Origin of the sequence: Janthinobacterium sp. SUN176 (assembly GCF_030587335.1) — a bacterium.
In the GTDB taxonomy this organism is placed as follows: Bacteria; Pseudomonadota; Gammaproteobacteria; order Burkholderiales; family Burkholderiaceae_D; genus Janthinobacterium; species Janthinobacterium kumbetense.
Genome location: NZ_JAPWIA010000005.1, coordinates 94,832 through 111,097, shown reverse-complemented (window position 1 = coordinate 111,097; position 16,266 = coordinate 94,832). Strand labels below are relative to the sequence as shown.

Below are 16,266 nucleotides of genomic sequence, written 5' to 3'. Positions count from 1 at the left end.
TTTACTTGAGTTTATGCGCGCATTCGCCGCAAAACACATCATCGGATGCGACCGGTGCCTTGCAGCTTGGGCACTGCAGGCTGTCAACCGGCGCGGCGGCCGGTGCAGCGGCAGCGGCTGGCGCGGCGGGGGCGCTCGCCTGCTCGGCCAGGGCACGCGCGCGCTCGCGCGCTTCCTCGGCTTTTTTCTTGACCGTGGCCAGGCCGTCGTTCAGGCTCGCTTCCGAAGCGCTGAAATCGACATTGCGCGTGGCGTCCAGGTAAATGATGCACACGCCCTTGGTAAAGATCAGGCCAGGCACTACGGCCGCGGCCGCCATCAGCAAGCCGCCGCCCAGGCCGGCTGCGACGATGTAGCCGGAACCGGAGCCGCCGCGACCCAGGCCCGCAGCCAGCGCATACATATTCATCTCGCCCAGGCTGAGGATGCCAGCCGACATGCCCGTGGTGAGCGACACGCCGGTACCGAGCACGCCAAAGATCAGCAGGGCCACAAACGCGGTGATCAGGAACAGCAGCACTTCCAGCAAGATCACGGACACCAGCTTGGTGCGCACGATCTGGTTCAGGCGGGCAATGATCTGGAACACGCTGGCGCCCGACCAGGCGGCAGGGCCGGCCAGCGGCAGCATCACGTAAAACAGTGCAAACACCAGCACGCCCAGCACGATGGCCGACAGCGGGAAGACGACCGCGTACAGCACGGGGCCGAGCACGGGGATCTTGCAGACGAACAAGATGATGGCGATGGCGATCATGGCCGCCAGCACGATCAGAAATTCAAGGAAGACGACCGCGATCAGGCGGTGGCTCGTGTACAGCGAAACGAGCACGGCATCCACCAGGCTCATGCCCGGCTGGCCTTGCGCATCGCGCATCAGCAGGATGCCCACGGCATTGGAACCGTAAAACATCACAAGGAAGGCCATCAAGGCGCCCAGGAAGGCCAGCAGCGCGCTGCTCATGCCGCCGGCAAGCATCGTCAGCACGCCACCGACGAGCACGGCGCCGATGAAGGTCAGGGCCAGCAAGGCAATCGCGCGGAAGTTCCTGATGGCGTCGGTCGCTTCGATCAGCGAACCCACGGCGGAGGAAAAGGGAAGAGGTTTAGCTGCTTCTGTGGAAATGGTCATGTCTAGCCTGAAAGGGGGAAATCGAAAGGGGACGGCCTGCCTGGCCGCCCCGTGGTAACACGGTGTTAGTAGGCCTGCGCCAGTTGCAGCTCGGATGCCGGCGCCTGGCGCTGGACGATCTGCAGCTTGACGTCCTGGCCACCGACGCGCTTGCTATTCAGGTACAGGGCCGTGCGCACCGGGTAAATGCCCTGCGGCACGCCTTCGGGCATGGGAATCGAGAAGCCGCCCTTGTAGGCGCCGCTGCCGTTATTGCTGCTGACCACCTTGCGCACGGTTTTGATCAAGTCGCCATTTGGCTTGTACAGGCTCAATTCCTCTTCCACCAGCGGGTTCGGATCGCGCGTGCCGGCCGCCACTTCGATATACGAATTGGTCTGCGCCTTCTGGCCCGGACGCACGGAGGACGGCGTAAAGCCCGTCTCGTATTTCACCAGGGTCGACTGCTCGGGCAGCTTGCCCTTGTTGGCCACCTTGTAGTCGGTCTGCACCTGCTGCGCCGTCTTGACTTGCTGGCTTTGATAATTCAAGGCCACGCAAGCGAGCGCGCCCAGGCTGGCGCCCAGGGCCGCGCCGCGCACGGTATTGTTGCCACCGCCCAGCAAGCCGCCCACGACGGCGCCGATGCCGGCCAGCATGGCCGTATTGCATTCGCCGCTGGCCGCTTCCGTGCCGGCGGTGGTGGTATTGCCGGTGGCGCCAGGGCCGCCCGGCGCGGCGCAACCGGCCAGCATCGAGGACACGACCAGCATCGCCACCAGGGGCTTGGCCATTTGTTTCAGGTTTTTCACGTTATTCTCCGGAAAGATCAAAATAGGGGGAAGGCAAGCAGCGCGGCTTACTCGATCTGGATTTGCGACAGCGCCTTGTCTTGCGCTTCTTTCGCCTTGCGCTTGATGTCGAGCGCGTAGCGGTTGCCCGTGTCCATGCGCAACACGGCATTCGCGTTGGCAATGGCACAGTCGTATTTGCGCTGGCTCATGCAGTGGCTCGCTTCCGACAGGCTGTCCGTGATCACGCTTTCGAGACCGGAAGGCTTGCTAACAGGCGCGGCCGGCGGCGTCACCTTGACGGGCTTGGCGGGTTTTTCCGCGACAGGTGCCGGTACTGGCGCCGGCGCCGGTGCCGGAGCAGGAACCGGTGCGGGGGCTGCCGCTGGCTCAGGCTCAGGCTCGGCAGCAGGTGTCGCGGCATGGTCGGCCGTCGTGGCGCCATCGAGCGCAGGGTCGCTGATGGCCAGCGGCTGCTCGGCGGCAGCCGTCGTTTCTTCGGCGGGAAGCGTCGGCGTGGGGATTGGCGCGGGTTCGGCAGGCTTGGCTGACAGGTAATAGTATCCGCCTGCCGCACCCACTACCACTACCGCCGCGACGGCTGCGACGATCAGCTTGATGCGGCTGCCACCGGCCGGGCTGTCGGATGCCGCTGCGGGCGCGGGAACAGGTTCCGCTGCGGCGCCAGGAACGGCACGGCGCTTTTCCAGCACTGGCGCTGGCGGCGCGACAGGCTCCGCCACTGGCGCTGGCACTGGGGCAGGCTCAGGTTCCGGCTCAGGCACGGGTATGGATGCAATGACGGGCTCAGTGACGGGCTCGATAAGCGGCTCGATCACGGGTGCGATCGCAGCCTCGATGACCGGCTCGATAACGGGTGCGATGACCGGCTCGATGACCGCTTCCGGCAGCGGCGGCGGCACCGCTGCGGCAACGGGCGCCACGGCAAAGCTGAATGCGCACTTGGGGCAGAACTTGGCATCCGGCTTGCAATCATGGCCGCACTGGCCGCAGGCTTTGCCTGGCACGGGAGCGGCGGCGGCAGGAGCAACGGCAAACGTCGTGCCGCAGGAAGAGCAGAATTTTGCGCCCGGCTTATTCTCGGCCTGGCAGGAAAGGCATTTCAATTGGCATCTCTTTTCATCTAAACGCTGGAAGGCGCGTACGCTGGCGCTTGCCAGAATGGCAGCATTGTTGCCGTACGGCTAAATATTCAACGAGTATATTTTCAAACACCAAGTTGCCACAAGGGAAAATTGCCTTTTGCTCTATTCATTTTTTAAATATTGGTAAAAATTCCGCCATCACGGCCGTGCGCCGCCCCATGCTGGTGCGCAGATAACAAAAAACCCGGCAACGCTGTGTGCGTTGCCGGGTTTTCAGGCGATGCCCGGGGTGCCGAGGACCGCTTACTTGCGTCCGCCCCGTGCCGGCGCGGCATGGCCGCCCTTGGCTGGCGGCTTGCTGCCACGGCCCATCGGCACGGCGGCCGGCTTGGCCTTCGTCTTGATGGTCGACAAGATCGATGGACGCACCTTCGACTCGACGGCGGTCGCCTTCGGCGCCGCGGCCGTGCCGCCCAGGGCGATACGGTTCTTGCCCGGCATAACCTTGAACTTGTCCGGCGTGCCGGCGCCATGCGTCTGGCGGCTGCGTTCGCCGGCGGCCAGGCCGCCCGACTCGGACGAAGTCCAGGCAGGAATCAAATGCTTGTCGCCATTGCCAATCAAGTCGCCACGGCCCATGTTGACCAGCGCTTCGCGCAGGATCGGCCAGTTGGCCGGGTCCTGGTAGCGCAGGAACGCTTTATGGGTGCGGCGGATCTTGCCGCTGCGCGCCGTTTCCACCACTTCCGAGTCTGCCGTGACCTTGCGCAAAGGATTCTTGCGCGTGTGATACATGGTCGTCGCCATGGCCATCGGCGTGGGCATGAAGGTTTGCACCTGATCCAATTTGAAATTGTTTTTCTTCAGCCACAGGGCCAGGTTCAGCATGTCCACGTCCGTCGTGCCCGGATGGGCGGCGATGAAGTAGGGAATCAAATACTGCTTCTTGCCTGCTTCCAGGGAGAAACGGTCGAACATTTCCTTGAACTCGTCATACGCACCGATGCCTGGCTTCATCATCTTCGACAAGGTGCCCTCTTCCGTGTGCTCAGGAGCAATCTTCAGCAAACCGCCGACGTGGTGCGTGACCAGTTCCTTCACGTACTCGGGCGAACGCACGGCCAGGTCGTAGCGCAAGCCCGAGCTGATCAAGACTTTCTTGATGCCGGGAATGGCGCGCGCCTTGCGGTACAGGGAAATGAGCTTGCTGTGGTCCGTGCCCAGGTTGACGCAGATGGACGGGTAGACGCAGGACAGCCGGCGGCACGAGACTTCGATCTCTTTTTCCTTGCAGGCGAGGCGGTACATATTCGCCGTCGGACCACCCATATCGGAAATGGTGCCCGTAAAGCCTTTGGTTTTATCGCGGATATGCTCGATTTCGCGCAGGATCGACGGTTCCGAACGGCTCTGGATGATGCGTCCTTCATGCTCCGTGATCGAGCAGAAGGTGCAGCCGCCGAAGCAGCCGCGCATGATGTTGACGGAGAAGCGGATCATTTCCCAGGCGGGAATATGCGCCTTGCCATAGCTCGGATGCGGGGCGCGCGCATAATTCATGTCATACACGCCATCCATCTCGTCCATGGCCAGCGGCAGCGGCGGCGGGTTGAGCCACACGTCGCGTTCGCCGTGCGCCTGCACCATGGCGCGCGCATTGCCGGGATTCGATTCCAGGTGGAACACGCGCGAAGCGTGCGCATACATGACGGGGTCATCCTTGACGACGTCGTAGGCGGGCAGGCGCACCACCGTCTTGTCGTGCTTTTCCTTGGCCATGGCCAGGCGTTCTTCGCGGCTCATGATGCGGATCGGCTTGATGACTTCGGCCGACTTCGACGCATTTTCCGTGGCGCAGGCGGTCTTGTCTTCCTGCACCATCTCGTACGGGCTGTAGTGCGGATCGATCTTGCCGGGCACGTCGACGCGGGTGGAATTGTGCACGCCCCAGTCGTCGCCAGGCAGCCAGCCGGACGGCACCATGAAGGCCGTACCGCGCAAGTTGCGGATATCCTTGATCGATTCGCCGGCAGCCAGGCGGTGCGTCAGGTCGACCAGCGCCCTCTCGGCATTGCCGAAGATCAACAAATCAGCCTTGGAATCGGGCAAGACGGAACGGCGGACCTTGTCCGACCAGTAATCGTAATGGGCGATGCGGCGCAGCGACGCTTCGATGCTGCCGATGACGATGGGCACGTCGGGATACGCTTCGCGCGCGCGCTGGGCGTACACGGTGACGGCGCGGTCCGGGCGCTTGTTCGGTTCCGCGTTCGCCGTGTAGGCGTCGTCGGAGCGGATCTTGCGGTCGGCCGTGTACTGGTTGACCATGGAATCCATGTTGCCGGCGGTAATGCCGTAGTACAGGCGCGGCTTGCCGAGGATGCGGAACGCGTCGGCCGACAGCCAGTCCGGCTGGCTGATGATGCCGACGCGGTAACCCTGCGCTTCGAGCAGGCGGCCCACCAGGGCCATGCCGAAACTCGGATGGTCGATGTAGGCGTCGCCCGTGACGAGGATGACGTCGCACTGGTCCCAGCCCAGCGTGTCCATCTCGGCACGCGACATCGGCAGGAAAGGCGCCACGGCAGCGCGGGCAGACCGCTTGGGAACGGTCGCAAATAAATTGGTAGGGGAGCTCATAGGGTACGGATTGTACCGGAATTGGCCATTTCCAACCTGACGGCCTGCTTTTTACTGTTGGATTTCAGTACAAAAAACGTTTAATTTTCAATTACTTGGGAGAAAGAGGCCCTTGGGGTCAGACCCGGCGGGTCTGACCCCAGATGTTGCTTTAGGGTTAAATTAAATACCCATATTGGCTAGAATCTCACCAAGTTCTCGCAGCGCCGGCTCCAGTTTCGGATGCTTGACGGCAAACTTGGCCGACAATTCCTGGCTGCGCTCGGCCAGCCCATAGGTGGTCGACTCTTCTTCCTGCTCCTGCGCGGCACGCTTTTCCATCAGCAACTTGATGTCGACATCGAGTTTTTGCAGCAAACCATGCAGTTCTTCATCGACGGGGCCGCTGGTTTCCAGCGTCGAATGCAGTTGTTGCAGCGATTCCTTGAGTTTGCTATCCATGTTTTTTCCTGTCAGTCAGTAAATTTCGTGTCCAGAAACAATTGTTCCACCTTGCTCCTGGCCCACGGGGTCTTGCGCAAAAACTTCAGGCTCGACTTGATGCTGGGATCGCTGATGAAGCAATTGATATCGATGTGCTTGGCCAAGCCGTCCCAACCGTAGTGGGCGTGCAGGCGCGTCACGATACCTTCCAGGGTAATGCCATTCAAATCTTGCTGACTCATATACTCTTTCGACTGCCTTCTTGTTTACATCTTACTCAATTCTACGCCGCCGGCACGGAAAGCTTGCGTGCGCCAGGTCAACGCAACGCAAGCTTCTGATGGGGACGTCTTACTTGGCGTTCAAGCCACGGCGTTCCAGCAATGGTTCCACGGTGGCATCACGGCCGCGGAAGTCGCGGAACAGCTGCAGCGCATCGACGCTGCCGCCGCGCGACAGCAATTTGCTGCGGAACCAGTCGCCATTCTTGCGCGTCAGGCCGCCGTTTTCCTTGAACCAGTTGACCGATTCCGCGTCCAGCTTTTCCGACCACAGGTAGGCGTAATACGCCGCCGAGTAGCCGCCGGAGAAGCTGTGCGAGAAGTAGCTGGTGCGGTAACGCGGCGGCACGGGCGCGTAGTCAACGCCCGCATCCTTCAGCGAGGCCGCTTCAAAGGCCAGCACGTCGGTCGGGACCTGGCTCGGCGCCAGCTGGTGCCAGCGCTGGTCCAGCAGGGCCGCCGACAGGTATTCCGTCGTCATGAAACCCTGGTTGAATTTCTTCGCCGCCGTCACCTTGTCGAGCAATTCCTGCGGCATGGCCGCGCCGCTCTGGTAGTGCTTGGCATAGTTTTGCAGCACTTCCGGCCACACGGCCCACATTTCATTGACTTGCGATGGATACTCGACGAAGTCGCTCGGCACGCTGGTACCAGCAAAGCGCGGATATTTCACGTTCGAAAACATGCCGTGCAGCGCATGGCCGAATTCGTGGAACATGGTCGTCACTTCATCGAACGTCAACAAGGTCGGCTGGCCGGCGGGCGGCTTCGGAATGTTCAGCTGGTTGGCGACGACGGGATGCGTGCCCATCAGCATCGACTGCGACACGTATTCATTCATCCACGCGCCGCCATGCTTGTTGCCGCGCGCATAGAAGTCGGCGATGAACAGGGCCAGCGGCTTGCCGTTCGCGTCCAGCACGTCGTAGACGCGCACGTCCGGGTTGTACACCGGCAAGTCCTTGCGTTCTTTGAAGCTGATGCCATACAACTTGTTCGCGGCAAAGAAGACGCCGTTGTTCAGCACGCTGTTCAATTCCAGGTACGGTTTCAGCTCGTTTTCATCGAAATTGAAACGCTGCTTGCGCAGCTTGTCCGTGTAGATGGCCCAGTCGGCTGCTGCCACCTGGAAACCGCCCTTCTCGGCATCGACGATTTGCTGCAGGTCGGCCGCTTCGCGGCGCGCATTGGCAACGGCCGGTTTCGCCAATTCCGACAGCAGGGTGTTGACGGCCGTGGTCGTCTTGGCCGTCTGGTCTTCCAGCGAGTACGCGGCGTAATTGGCGTAGCCAAGCAAGGTGGCCCGTTCGGCGCGCAGCTTGGCCAGCTTCAGCACGATGGCGCGATTGTCGAACTCGCCACCCTGGCTGCCACGGTTCAGCGACGCATCCATCAGGCGCTGGCGCGTCTTGCGATCCGTCAATACCGCCAGCGGCGGCTGGCCGCTGGTGTTCACGAGAGCGATGACGAACTTGCCCGTCAAGCCGCGCTCCTTGGCTGCCGTGGCGGCCGTATCGATATCGCTGTCCGTCATGCCGGCCAGCTCAAGACGCGTGTCGACGACGATGCTCTTGGCATTCGTTTCCTTCAGCACGTTTTGCGCGAAGGCCGTTTCCAGGCCCGCCTGTTCGGCGTTATAGGCTTTCAGTTTTTCCTTGTCCGCATCGGACAGCTTGGCGCCGGCGCGCACGAAATCCGTATGATAGCGTTCCAGCAGGCGCAAGGATTCGGCATCCAGGCCCAGCATGTCGCGCTTGGCGTACAGGGTGTCGATGCGGTTAAACAGTTTCGGATTCAGGGTGATGGCGTCGCCATGCGCGGCCAGCTTCGGCGACACGTCCACTTCCACCGCTTCGAGCACGCTGTTCGTGTTGGTCGACGTCATGTTGCTGAAAATGCTTTGCACGCGGTGCAGCAATTGTCCCGTGCGCTCGAGGGCCACGATGGTGTTCTCGAACGTGGGCGCCTGGCGGTTGCTGGCGATCGCGTTGACTTCGGCCAACTGGCGTTTCATGCCTTCGGCAAACGCCGGCGCGTAGTGTTCATCCTTGATCAGGCCGAACTGCGGCATCTGGAATGGCAGCGGACTGGCTTTGAGCAGGGGGTTCTGGGCGCTGACGGCGGCGGCAGGCGCGGTTTTTGCAGTGGCGGCAGCCATGGCGGATGGGGCGGCGTGGGCCAGCATGACGCTGGCGGCGATGACGAGCAGTTGTGGACGGATCATGACATCTTTCAGGAAGCGCGGGAAGAACCGCGATCGCGTCGCGGGCCAGTGGCAGATCATAGCAGCCTGTCACACAGGCGTCATCCAACATGGGCGATCCTGTGGTGCATCACGCCAACTGCGCGGTTTACCACGGTTTACGAGCAGAATCGCCAAATAAAAATGGCCGCCCGTTGCGGGGCGGCCATCGATGTTCAGCACCGGCCAGGCCGGTGACGGGGGATTACTTGCCGTTCAAGCCACGGCGTTCCAGCAGCGGCTCGATCTTCGCATCGCGGCCGCGGAAGTTGCGGTAGATGTCGAGCGCATCGGCGCTGCCGCCGCGCGACAGCAGTTTATTGCGGAACCAGTCGCCGTTCTTGCGCGTCAGGCCGCCGTTTTCCTTGAACCACTCGACCGTGTCGGCGTCGAGCTTTTCCGACCACAGATACGCGTAGTAGCCGGCCGAATAGCCGCCCGCGAACGCGTGCGAGAAATAGGTGGTGCGGTAGCGCGGCGGCGCCGGGGCGAAATCGACGCCCGCGTCGCTCAAGGCGGTTTTTTCAAACGCCAGCACGTCGGTGGGGATCTGTGCCGGGGTCAGCTGGTGCCAGCGCTGGTCCAGCAGGGCCGACGCCAGGTATTCCGTGGTTTTATAGCCCTGGTTGAAATTGTCGGCCGCCGTCACTTTCGCCAGCAGCTCGGCCGGAATGGCCGCGCCCGTCTGATAGTGCTTGGCGTAGTTTTGCAACACTTCCGGCCACAGCGCCCACATTTCATTGACTTGCGACGGGTATTCGACGAAGTCGCGCGGCACGCTGGTGCCGGCAAAGCGCGGGTATTTCACGTTCGAGAACATGCCGTGCAGCGCATGGCCGAATTCGTGGAACATGGTGTTGACTTCGTCAAACGTCATCAGGGTCGGCTGGCCCGCTTCCGGCTTCGGAATGTTGAGGTTATTCGCAATCACCGGCTTGCGGTTCAGCAAGGTCGACTGGCCCACGTAGGCATTCGCCCAGGCGCCGCCGCGCTTGTTGCTGCGCGCGTAAGGGTCCAGGGTAAAGATGGCCAGCTGCGTGCCGTCTTCATTGAAGACGTCGTACACCAGCATGTCGGACGTGTAGACAGGCAAGTCGGTGCGCTGCTTGAAGGTCAAGCCGTACAATTTACCTGCGGCAAAGAACACGCCCTTGGTCAGCACGCTGTGCATTTCAAAGTACGGTTTGAGTTGATTTTCGTCAAAGTTGTAGCGTTCGGCGCGGACCTTGTCGCTATAGAAGGCCCAGTCGGCGGCGCCTACCTTGAAGCCGCCTTTGCCCGCATCGATAACCTTCTGGATATCGTCCGCTTCACGGCGCGCATTGACGACGGCCGGCTTCGCCAGCTCGCCCAGCAAGGCGTTCACGGCGGTCGTGTCGTGCGCCGTCTGGTCTTCCAGCGAGTAGGCCGCGTAGTTCGGGTAGCCCATCAGCGCGGCACGTTCGGCGCGCAGTTTCGCCAGTTCCAGCACTTCCTGGGTGTTGTCGAACTCGCCGCCACGGCTGCCGCGCGCTTGCGAAGCGGCCATGATGCGTTCGCGCACGGCGCGATTGGTCAGCAGCGACAGCGGCGCCTGGCCCGTCGTGTTGACGAGGGCGATCACGTATTTACCGTCCAGGCCGCGCTTCTTGGCCAGGCCGGCGGCCACCTCGATGGCGGCCGGCGACAGGCCGTCCAGTTCTTCGCGCGTATCGACGACGACGGCCGAGGCGTTCAATTCTTTCAGCACGTTCTGTGCGAACTTGGTCGACAGGGCAGCCAGCTGGCCGTTGTAGGCGCGCAGCTTTTCCTTGTCCGCCGCCGACAGTTTGGCGCCCGCGCGCACGAAGTCCGTGTGATAGCGTTCCAGCAAGCGTTTCGATTCCGCATCCAGGCCCAGCTTGCCGCGCTTGGCGTACAGGGTGTCGATGCGCTTGAACAATTTGTCGTTGAGCATGATCGCGTCGCTGTGGGCCGCCATTTTCGGCGCCAGTTCGCGTTCCAGGCCCTGGATCGTGTCATTCGTGTTCGAACCGGACATGACGGAAAACACGGTGCGCACGCGGCTCAGCAGCTGGCCCGAGCGTTCCATGGCCACGATGGTGTTGTCGAACGTGGCTGCTTTCGGGTTGTTCGCGATGGCATTGATTTCCGCCAGGTTGGCGGCCATGCCTGCCGTAAAGGCCGGCGCGTAGTCGGCGTCCTGCACCTTGTCGAACGGCGGGTAGTTGAATGGCAGGCTGCTGGCTTGCGCAAACGGGTTCGAAACGGGCAGCGCCGCGGCTGCGGTAGCGGCGGTGGTTGGCGCGGTGGTGGCGGTCGCGGCAAAAGCGGCTGGCGCCAGCATCAGGCTGGCGGCGATGACGAGCATTGTTGGACGGGTCATGTCTACTTTCAAGGAACGCAAGAGAGCCGCGATTGTGTCGCGGGCCAGCCTGAAATAATAACAGCCTGAAACACTTGCGTCACCAGCAACTACCGATGGTAGCGCGCCCGCCAGTGATGAACGGTTTTCATGCGCCCCGCATCACGATGCCTATTTAGTAATGCGGCGGACGTTCGTTGACCAGCCCGCCATTCGCCTGCTGCGCCCCGTCGCGCACGTGCTCGCCCAGCTTGTGCAGCATGGCTTCCAGCTGGTCGATGCGCTTGCCCTGCTGGTACACCATCTGGTTCAGCGACTCGACCAGGTCTTCCTGCTGCGCCAGCTTGATTTCGATATCGACGAAACGTACTTCCATCTGTTCTGCATTGTCCATGGTGCTTCTGCTCATTTCTGACTGAAAGCGGCATTCTACCGCCGCCGCGACGTGAGCCAGGACAAACTCCCTCCATTCACCGCGGACAGGCCCCGATTTCTGTTTATTCTTCCTGCATGAGTTCAAGCCGCTTGACGAATGAGAACAAACGATTACAATGGTTGAACCAACACCAACACCAACCGAGCCACTGCTGATCGACACGCGCAAGACGGCCGAATACCGGCGCTGGGAAGATTCCCTGCACGATGTGGCGGCCGCCGCCATCGATGCGCGCATCAAGCATTTGCAGCACGGTAAAAAGGGCGACTGGCGGCCAGTGGGCGAAGGCGTGTGCGAACTGCGTTTTTTACAGACGGGACCGGGCTGGCGCGTGTATTTTCATGAAACGAACCGGGGCACCCTGATCTTGCTGCTGTTGGGCGGCAATAAATCCAGCCAGCAGCGCGACATCAGGCAGGCGCAAGCCATCCTGCGGGAGCTGAAAGCCCGGCAGGCGGCCCTCAAGAAAGCAGCAGCAAGCCCCTCGACAGGAGTACGAAAGAAATGAACCACGACATCGACCACGACACCTTCGACCTCGACGACCTGGAAGCATTGGGCCTGAGCAAATTTGACCCGACACAACACCTGACCAGCAAGGCCGCCGTGGCCGCCTACATGAGCGAAATCGTCGCCACCGGCAATGCCGAACTGTTCCAGTCGGCCATGAACGACGTGGTGCGCGCCTACGGCATGGGCAAGGTGGCGGCCCGGGCCGACATCACGCGTGAAGGCGCGTACAAAGCCTTGCGCGAAGGCAGCAAGCCGCGCTTCGAAACCATCTTGAAAATGCTTGATGCGCTGGGCATGCAGCTGGCCATCGTGCCGAAGGCCACGCCGGACGGCGCCGCGGAAGCCTGAACGCCGCTTACACTTTCGGCGCGGCCAACAGCGCCTTCATGCGCGCCAGCCGTTCTTTCGGCGAAATCACTTCCGCTTCCGTGGGCACGGCGTCGCCCACGTCGAGTTGCATTTCCTTGATGAAACGCGACGGGTCGCAATGCACTTGCTCGCCGGCCCGCTTGCGCTTCTTGCACCAGGTGACGTGCAAGGTGCGCTGCGCGCGCGTGATGCCCACATACATCAAGCGGCGCTCTTCCTGGATGCGCGCGGCGATGGTTTCGGCCGGCGCATCCGCGTCGCCCTTGTGCGGCAGAATCCCCTCTTCCACGCCAACCAGGAATACGTGCGGAAATTCCAGGCCTTTCGACGCGTGCAGGGTGGACATGCGCACGGCATCCTGCTCCTCGTCCTTGCCTTCCAGCATGGTCATCAGGGCCACCATCTGCGTCAATTCCAGCACGTTCTTTTCTTCCCCGTCGCGGTCCTTGCCGCCCCGGCCCCGTTCCTTGAGCCAATTGACGAATTCCAGCACGTTCTGCCACTTGCTTTGCGCTTGGCGTTCCTCGAAGGCATCGTACAGATACGATTCGTAGTGGATTTCCTTCATCATGTCGTCCAGCACTTCGGCCGCGTTGTCGCCGCTGCCGGCCGCGCCCGGGCGGCTGGCGCGCGATTCCAGGTCGTTGATGAAGTTGCAGAAGTCACGCAGCGGCCCCAGCTGGCGGTCCGTCAGCTTGGCTTCGATGCCGCCTTTAAAAACGGCCTGGAACAGCGAGCACTGCCACTGGCCCGAAAACGCGCCCAGGACCTCCAGCGTCGACTGGCCCACGCCCCGGCGCGGCGTCGTCACGGCGCGGATGAACGCCGGATCGTCGTCTTCGTTCGCCAGCAGGCGCAGATAGCTGATGATGTCCTTGATCTCGGCCTTGTCGAAGAAACTCTGGCCGCCAGAGATCGTGTACGGGATGCGTTCCTTGCGCAAACACTGCTCGATGATGCGCGCCTGGTGGTTGCCGCGGTACAAAATCGCGTAATCGGAAAATTTGTTTTTCCGCTCGAAATGGTCGGCCGAGATCATGATGGCGACCTGCTCCGCCTCCTGCTCGTCCGTCTGCATGCCCAGCACCTTGATCGGCTCGCCCAGGCCGTGCTCGGACCACAGCGACTTTTCAAACAATTTGGGATTGTTGCCGATGACGGCATTGGCCGCATTGAGCACGCGCATGGTGGAGCGGTAATTTTGCTCCAGCTTGATCACGCGCAAATCGGGGAAATCCGTCTCCAGGGTCTTCAGGTTTTCCACGGTGGCGCCGCGCCACGCGTAGATCGCCTGGTCATCGTCGCCCACGGCCGTAAACATCGGCTTCTTGCCGATGCCCGTCACCATCAGTTTGACCAGTTCGTACTGGCAAGTGTTCGTATCCTGGTATTCATCGACCAGCAGATAGCGCAAACGGCGCTGCCACTTGTCGCGCACGGGGCCGTTGTTGCGGAACAGCTCCACCGGCAAACGGATCAAGTCGTCGAAATCGACGGCCTGGTAGGCGGACAGCGTTGCCACATAGCTGCGGTAGATGCGCGCCGCATTCGCCTCGTCCTCATCCTTGGCTTGCGCCAGCGCCATATCCGGATCGATCAGGCCATTTTTCCACAAGGACATGGCGTTCTGGATGCCACGGATCACCTGTTTATCGGTGGTAATGGCGAGGTCTTGCACGAGGGAAAAACAGTCGTCGCTGTCCATGATGGAAAAGCGGTCCTTCAGCCCCACGCCATTGGCTTCCTGGCGCAGGATCTTCACGCCCAGCGAGTGGAAGGTCGACACCGTCAACTGCTTGGCCTGGCGCGGCTGTTTCAACAGCTTGGCGATGCGTTCCTGCATCTCCAGCGCCGCCTTGTTGGTGAAGGTCAAGGCGGCGATGGTGCGCGGGTCATAGCCCCGGTCTTCGATCAGATGGGCGATCTTTTGCGTGATCACGCGCGTCTTGCCCGAGCCGGCGCCCGCCAGCACCAGGCAGGGGCCGTCGAGGTAGGTTACCGCTTCGCTTTGGGGCGCATTCAGACCGAACTGTGGTGCTTTGGACATCAGGGTATTTCCGCAGGGAACAGCAGCCCATTGTAACAGCGTCGCGCCCGCCTTTTGCACGCTGGCGCATACCCGAAAAACAGGCAACGGCATTGATATATCGCCATATGCCGCCATCTGGGCCGCTGCAATGCGTGCGGCGATGCCACGCCTGGAGTACCATTCCGCCTATATCGCCCCTGCGCGCCCACTTACCGAATGGCAGTCCCATGAAATTTGAACACCTGATTGAAATCAACGATCCCTTGAATCCGCTGATCGACACCTTGACCCTGGAGCAAGTCTGGCGCGGCCTCGTCTTGCGCGCCGAATCGCCGAAACTGTTCGTGCCGCACCTGGACGAATGCCAGATCAGCGAGCGCAGCGAAGCCGGTTTCGCGCGCAGCCTGCGCTATGGCGAACTGGTCATCAACGACAAGGTGGTGCTGGTGCCGCAACTGCAGGTGCGCTACGAAGTGCCGGCGCAAAAGGATATCAGCGCCTCCTCGCTGGTGATGACCATCGAGATGCCCGACGAAGCGAGCCTGTGGGTGCGCTTCCAGTACGACGACGGCCACGACGCGGCCACCGATGCGGCCAACGCCCTGTACGACGACTTCCGCCGCTCCGCCTACAAGGAGTCCGACATCGACACCGTGCGCATCATGCGCGAACTGGCGCTCGAAGGGCGGCTCGATGCGGGTTTGCTGAATTAAGCTATTCATGTAGAGAGTGTCTGGAAAACGCTCAGGGCTAGGCGCATTGCCGAAGGCAGTACGAAAGTACGGCTAGGCAATGCAACAACGCCATGGGCGTCTTTCCAGGCGCTCTACACCCTGGCGCTGCGGCCCCATAGCTGGTCGGGCCGGAACTGCAAGCCCGCCTGCTCCGCGCTGAGCACTTCGCGGATGGCGTGCAAGTCCACGCGCGTATCGCGCCGCAGCGGCACGTCCAGGCGCGCGCCGCGGGGGCCGATCAGCGATTGCACGTGGGGCGTGCTGGCATTCAAGCCCTTGCGCGTGACGACGCCGATTTCTCCATTCAGCAGTTTCACGAAAGTGCCGATGGGGTAGATACCCAGCTCGCGCACCAGCAAGGACGCCAGCGGCGCATCCAGGGTGGCCTTGTCGGCCATCAACATTTCGCGCAGGGCCACGTTCGGCAGCAAAGGCTGGCGGTAGCTGCGCTTCGAGACGCGCGCGCAATAGCGGTCGGCCAGCATGATCAGGCGGGCGCCGATGCCGATCGCCTCGCCTTGCGTGCCCAGCGGATAGCCGCTGCCATCGATATTTTCATGGTGCTGCAACACGGCTTGCAGCCAGACGGCGTCCGTCACGCCCGTCGCGCGCAGCAAGTCGACACCGGCTTGCGGATGGGCGCGCAAATAGGCGCGTTCCTGCGCATCCAGCGGCCCCGCCTTGTGCTGAAAATCCGCATGGCGTTCCAGCATGCCCACATTCATGCTCAGCGCGGCCAGCACCAGGCTGCGGATCACGCCCTCATCGAGTTTCAGGGCGCGCGCCAGCAAGGCCGTGATGACGGCCGTGTCAACGCTGTGGCGCACGGCAAAGTCCCCCGCGCCCTGATTGTGCAAGATGCAGGCCAGCGCCACGTCGGCGTCCAGCACGACCGCCTCTTCCACCAGCTGCGCCAGCGCGGCCAGCGGCAGGTGGCTGCCCGCTTGCCCGGCGGCAATGGCCGGCAAGACGAGGGCCAGGCCCGCCGTGACGAGGTTCAGCATGCGCAGGGCTGACGGCGCTTCCGTAGCCGTGCGCGGCACGTCGGCACTGGCATCGGCGATGACGCCGCGCGCCAGCAGCAATTCGATCTGGTTTTCGCTGCTGATGACATGGCCCAGCCTGGCCAGCAAGCCGCCCGTTTCGCCGTGCACGTCCCAGGGCAAGGCCACGCCCAGTGCGAGTTCTCCTGCGTAAATGCGCCGAATTTTCACATCGTCTCCATCATCGCCTGCACCCGCCTGTTT

At 62.1% G+C, this 16,266-nt stretch carries 14 protein-coding genes and 1 pseudogene; 3 read left to right on the top strand and 12 right to left on the bottom strand.

Going from position 1 to position 16,266, the window contains the following annotated elements; all coding sequences use genetic code 11:
• Window position 1 precedes the first annotated feature (1 nt).
• From O3299_RS24615 to O3299_RS24570, 10 genes and pseudogenes are all read right to left on the bottom strand, one after another.
• Window positions 2-1,132, bottom strand: a complete 1,131-nt coding sequence (locus tag O3299_RS24615; RefSeq protein WP_143451411.1) for a zinc ribbon domain-containing protein — start codon at window positions 1,130-1,132, stop codon at window positions 2-4.
• A gap of 65 nt (window positions 1,133-1,197) precedes the next feature.
• Entirely contained in the window at window positions 1,198-1,923 is a 726-nt protein-coding gene (locus tag O3299_RS24610) for a hypothetical protein (protein ID WP_289900538.1), read from the bottom strand.
• 47 nt (window positions 1,924-1,970) lie between these two features.
• Window positions 1,971-2,645, bottom strand: a complete 675-nt coding sequence (locus tag O3299_RS24605) for a hypothetical protein (protein ID WP_305063390.1) — start codon at window positions 2,643-2,645, stop codon at window positions 1,971-1,973.
• Between the two features lie 276 nt (window positions 2,646-2,921).
• Window positions 2,922-3,029: pseudogene (locus O3299_RS28105) on the bottom strand (zinc-ribbon domain-containing protein); the annotation flags it as partial.
• Between the two features lie 282 nt (window positions 3,030-3,311).
• Window positions 3,312-5,573, bottom strand: a complete 2,262-nt coding sequence (locus O3299_RS24595) for a YgiQ family radical SAM protein (RefSeq protein WP_305063468.1) — start codon at window positions 5,571-5,573, stop codon at window positions 3,312-3,314.
• 237 nt (window positions 5,574-5,810) lie between these two features.
• Window positions 5,811-6,089 (bottom strand): DUF4404 family protein, encoded by a 279-nt coding sequence (locus O3299_RS24590; protein ID WP_034753883.1) that lies wholly within the window; start codon window positions 6,087-6,089, stop codon window positions 5,811-5,813.
• Between the two features lie 11 nt (window positions 6,090-6,100).
• Window positions 6,101-6,313: a VF530 family protein gene (locus tag O3299_RS24585; protein ID WP_305063388.1), complete on the bottom strand. Its 213-nt coding sequence runs from the start codon at window positions 6,311-6,313 to the stop codon at window positions 6,101-6,103.
• 109 nt (window positions 6,314-6,422) lie between these two features.
• Window positions 6,423-8,576 carry a M3 family metallopeptidase gene (locus tag O3299_RS24580; RefSeq protein ID WP_305063387.1) on the bottom strand — a complete coding sequence of 718 codons (2,154 nt, stop codon included), beginning with the start codon at window positions 8,574-8,576 and terminating at the stop codon, window positions 6,423-6,425.
• A gap of 223 nt (window positions 8,577-8,799) precedes the next feature.
• Complete coding sequence (locus O3299_RS24575; RefSeq protein WP_370385312.1) at window positions 8,800-10,944, bottom strand: M3 family metallopeptidase; 2,145 nt, start codon at window positions 10,942-10,944, stop codon at window positions 8,800-8,802.
• Between the two features lie 169 nt (window positions 10,945-11,113).
• On the bottom strand, window positions 11,114-11,332 hold the full coding sequence (locus O3299_RS24570) for a SlyX family protein (RefSeq protein WP_034753936.1): 219 nt from the start codon (window positions 11,330-11,332) through the stop codon (window positions 11,114-11,116).
• A 157-nt stretch (window positions 11,333-11,489) separates the two neighbouring features.
• Between O3299_RS24570 and O3299_RS24565 the strand changes: the two genes are divergently transcribed.
• On the top strand, window positions 11,490-11,882 hold the full coding sequence (locus tag O3299_RS24565; RefSeq protein ID WP_251351553.1) for a type II toxin-antitoxin system RelE/ParE family toxin: 393 nt from the start codon (window positions 11,490-11,492) through the stop codon (window positions 11,880-11,882).
• Window positions 11,879-12,235, top strand: a complete 357-nt coding sequence (locus O3299_RS24560) for an addiction module antidote protein (RefSeq protein WP_099666093.1) — start codon at window positions 11,879-11,881, stop codon at window positions 12,233-12,235. The genes O3299_RS24565 and O3299_RS24560 overlap by 4 nt, the downstream gene beginning before the upstream one ends.
• 7 nt (window positions 12,236-12,242) lie before the next feature.
• On the opposite strand, the gene O3299_RS24555 is transcribed toward O3299_RS24560, so the two are convergent.
• Complete coding sequence (locus tag O3299_RS24555; RefSeq protein ID WP_077398209.1) at window positions 12,243-14,303, bottom strand: UvrD-helicase domain-containing protein; 2,061 nt, start codon at window positions 14,301-14,303, stop codon at window positions 12,243-12,245.
• A gap of 209 nt (window positions 14,304-14,512) precedes the next feature.
• On the opposite strand from O3299_RS24555, the gene O3299_RS24550 reads away from it, so the two are divergent.
• Entirely contained in the window at window positions 14,513-14,998 is a 486-nt protein-coding gene (locus O3299_RS24550; protein WP_305054679.1) for an SRPBCC family protein, read from the top strand.
• A gap of 113 nt (window positions 14,999-15,111) precedes the next feature.
• Here O3299_RS24550 and O3299_RS24545 read toward each other — a convergent pair whose 3' ends face one another.
• Window positions 15,112-16,233 carry an HD-GYP domain-containing protein gene (locus O3299_RS24545; RefSeq protein ID WP_305063385.1) on the bottom strand — a complete coding sequence of 374 codons (1,122 nt, stop codon included), beginning with the start codon at window positions 16,231-16,233 and terminating at the stop codon, window positions 15,112-15,114.
• Between the last annotated feature and the right edge of the window lie 33 nt (window positions 16,234-16,266).

Coding starts and splice junctions, on each gene's coding strand:
- O3299_RS24615 (WP_143451411.1), bottom strand. CDS start 1,132: ATGACCATTTCCACAGAAGCAGCTAAACCTCTTCCCTTTTCCTCCGCC.
- O3299_RS24595 (WP_305063468.1), bottom strand. CDS start 5,573: ATGTCGCGTGCCGAGATGGACACGCTGGGCTGGGACCAGTGCGACGTC.
- O3299_RS24590 (WP_034753883.1), bottom strand. CDS start 6,089: ATGGATAGCAAACTCAAGGAATCGCTGCAACAACTGCATTCGACGCTG.
- O3299_RS24585 (WP_305063388.1), bottom strand. CDS start 6,313: ATGAGTCAGCAAGATTTGAATGGCATTACCCTGGAAGGTATCGTGACG.
- O3299_RS24580 (WP_305063387.1), bottom strand. CDS start 8,576: ATGATCCGTCCACAACTGCTCGTCATCGCCGCCAGCGTCATGCTGGCC.
- O3299_RS24575 (WP_370385312.1), bottom strand. CDS start 10,944: ATGCTCGTCATCGCCGCCAGCCTGATGCTGGCGCCAGCCGCTTTTGCC.
- O3299_RS24570 (WP_034753936.1), bottom strand. CDS start 11,332: ATGGACAATGCAGAACAGATGGAAGTACGTTTCGTCGATATCGAAATC.
- O3299_RS24565 (WP_251351553.1), top strand. CDS start 11,490: ATGGTTGAACCAACACCAACACCAACCGAGCCACTGCTGATCGACACG.
- O3299_RS24560 (WP_099666093.1), top strand. CDS start 11,879: ATGAACCACGACATCGACCACGACACCTTCGACCTCGACGACCTGGAA.
- O3299_RS24555 (WP_077398209.1), bottom strand. CDS start 14,303: ATGTCCAAAGCACCACAGTTCGGTCTGAATGCGCCCCAAAGCGAAGCG.
- O3299_RS24550 (WP_305054679.1), top strand. CDS start 14,513: ATGAAATTTGAACACCTGATTGAAATCAACGATCCCTTGAATCCGCTG.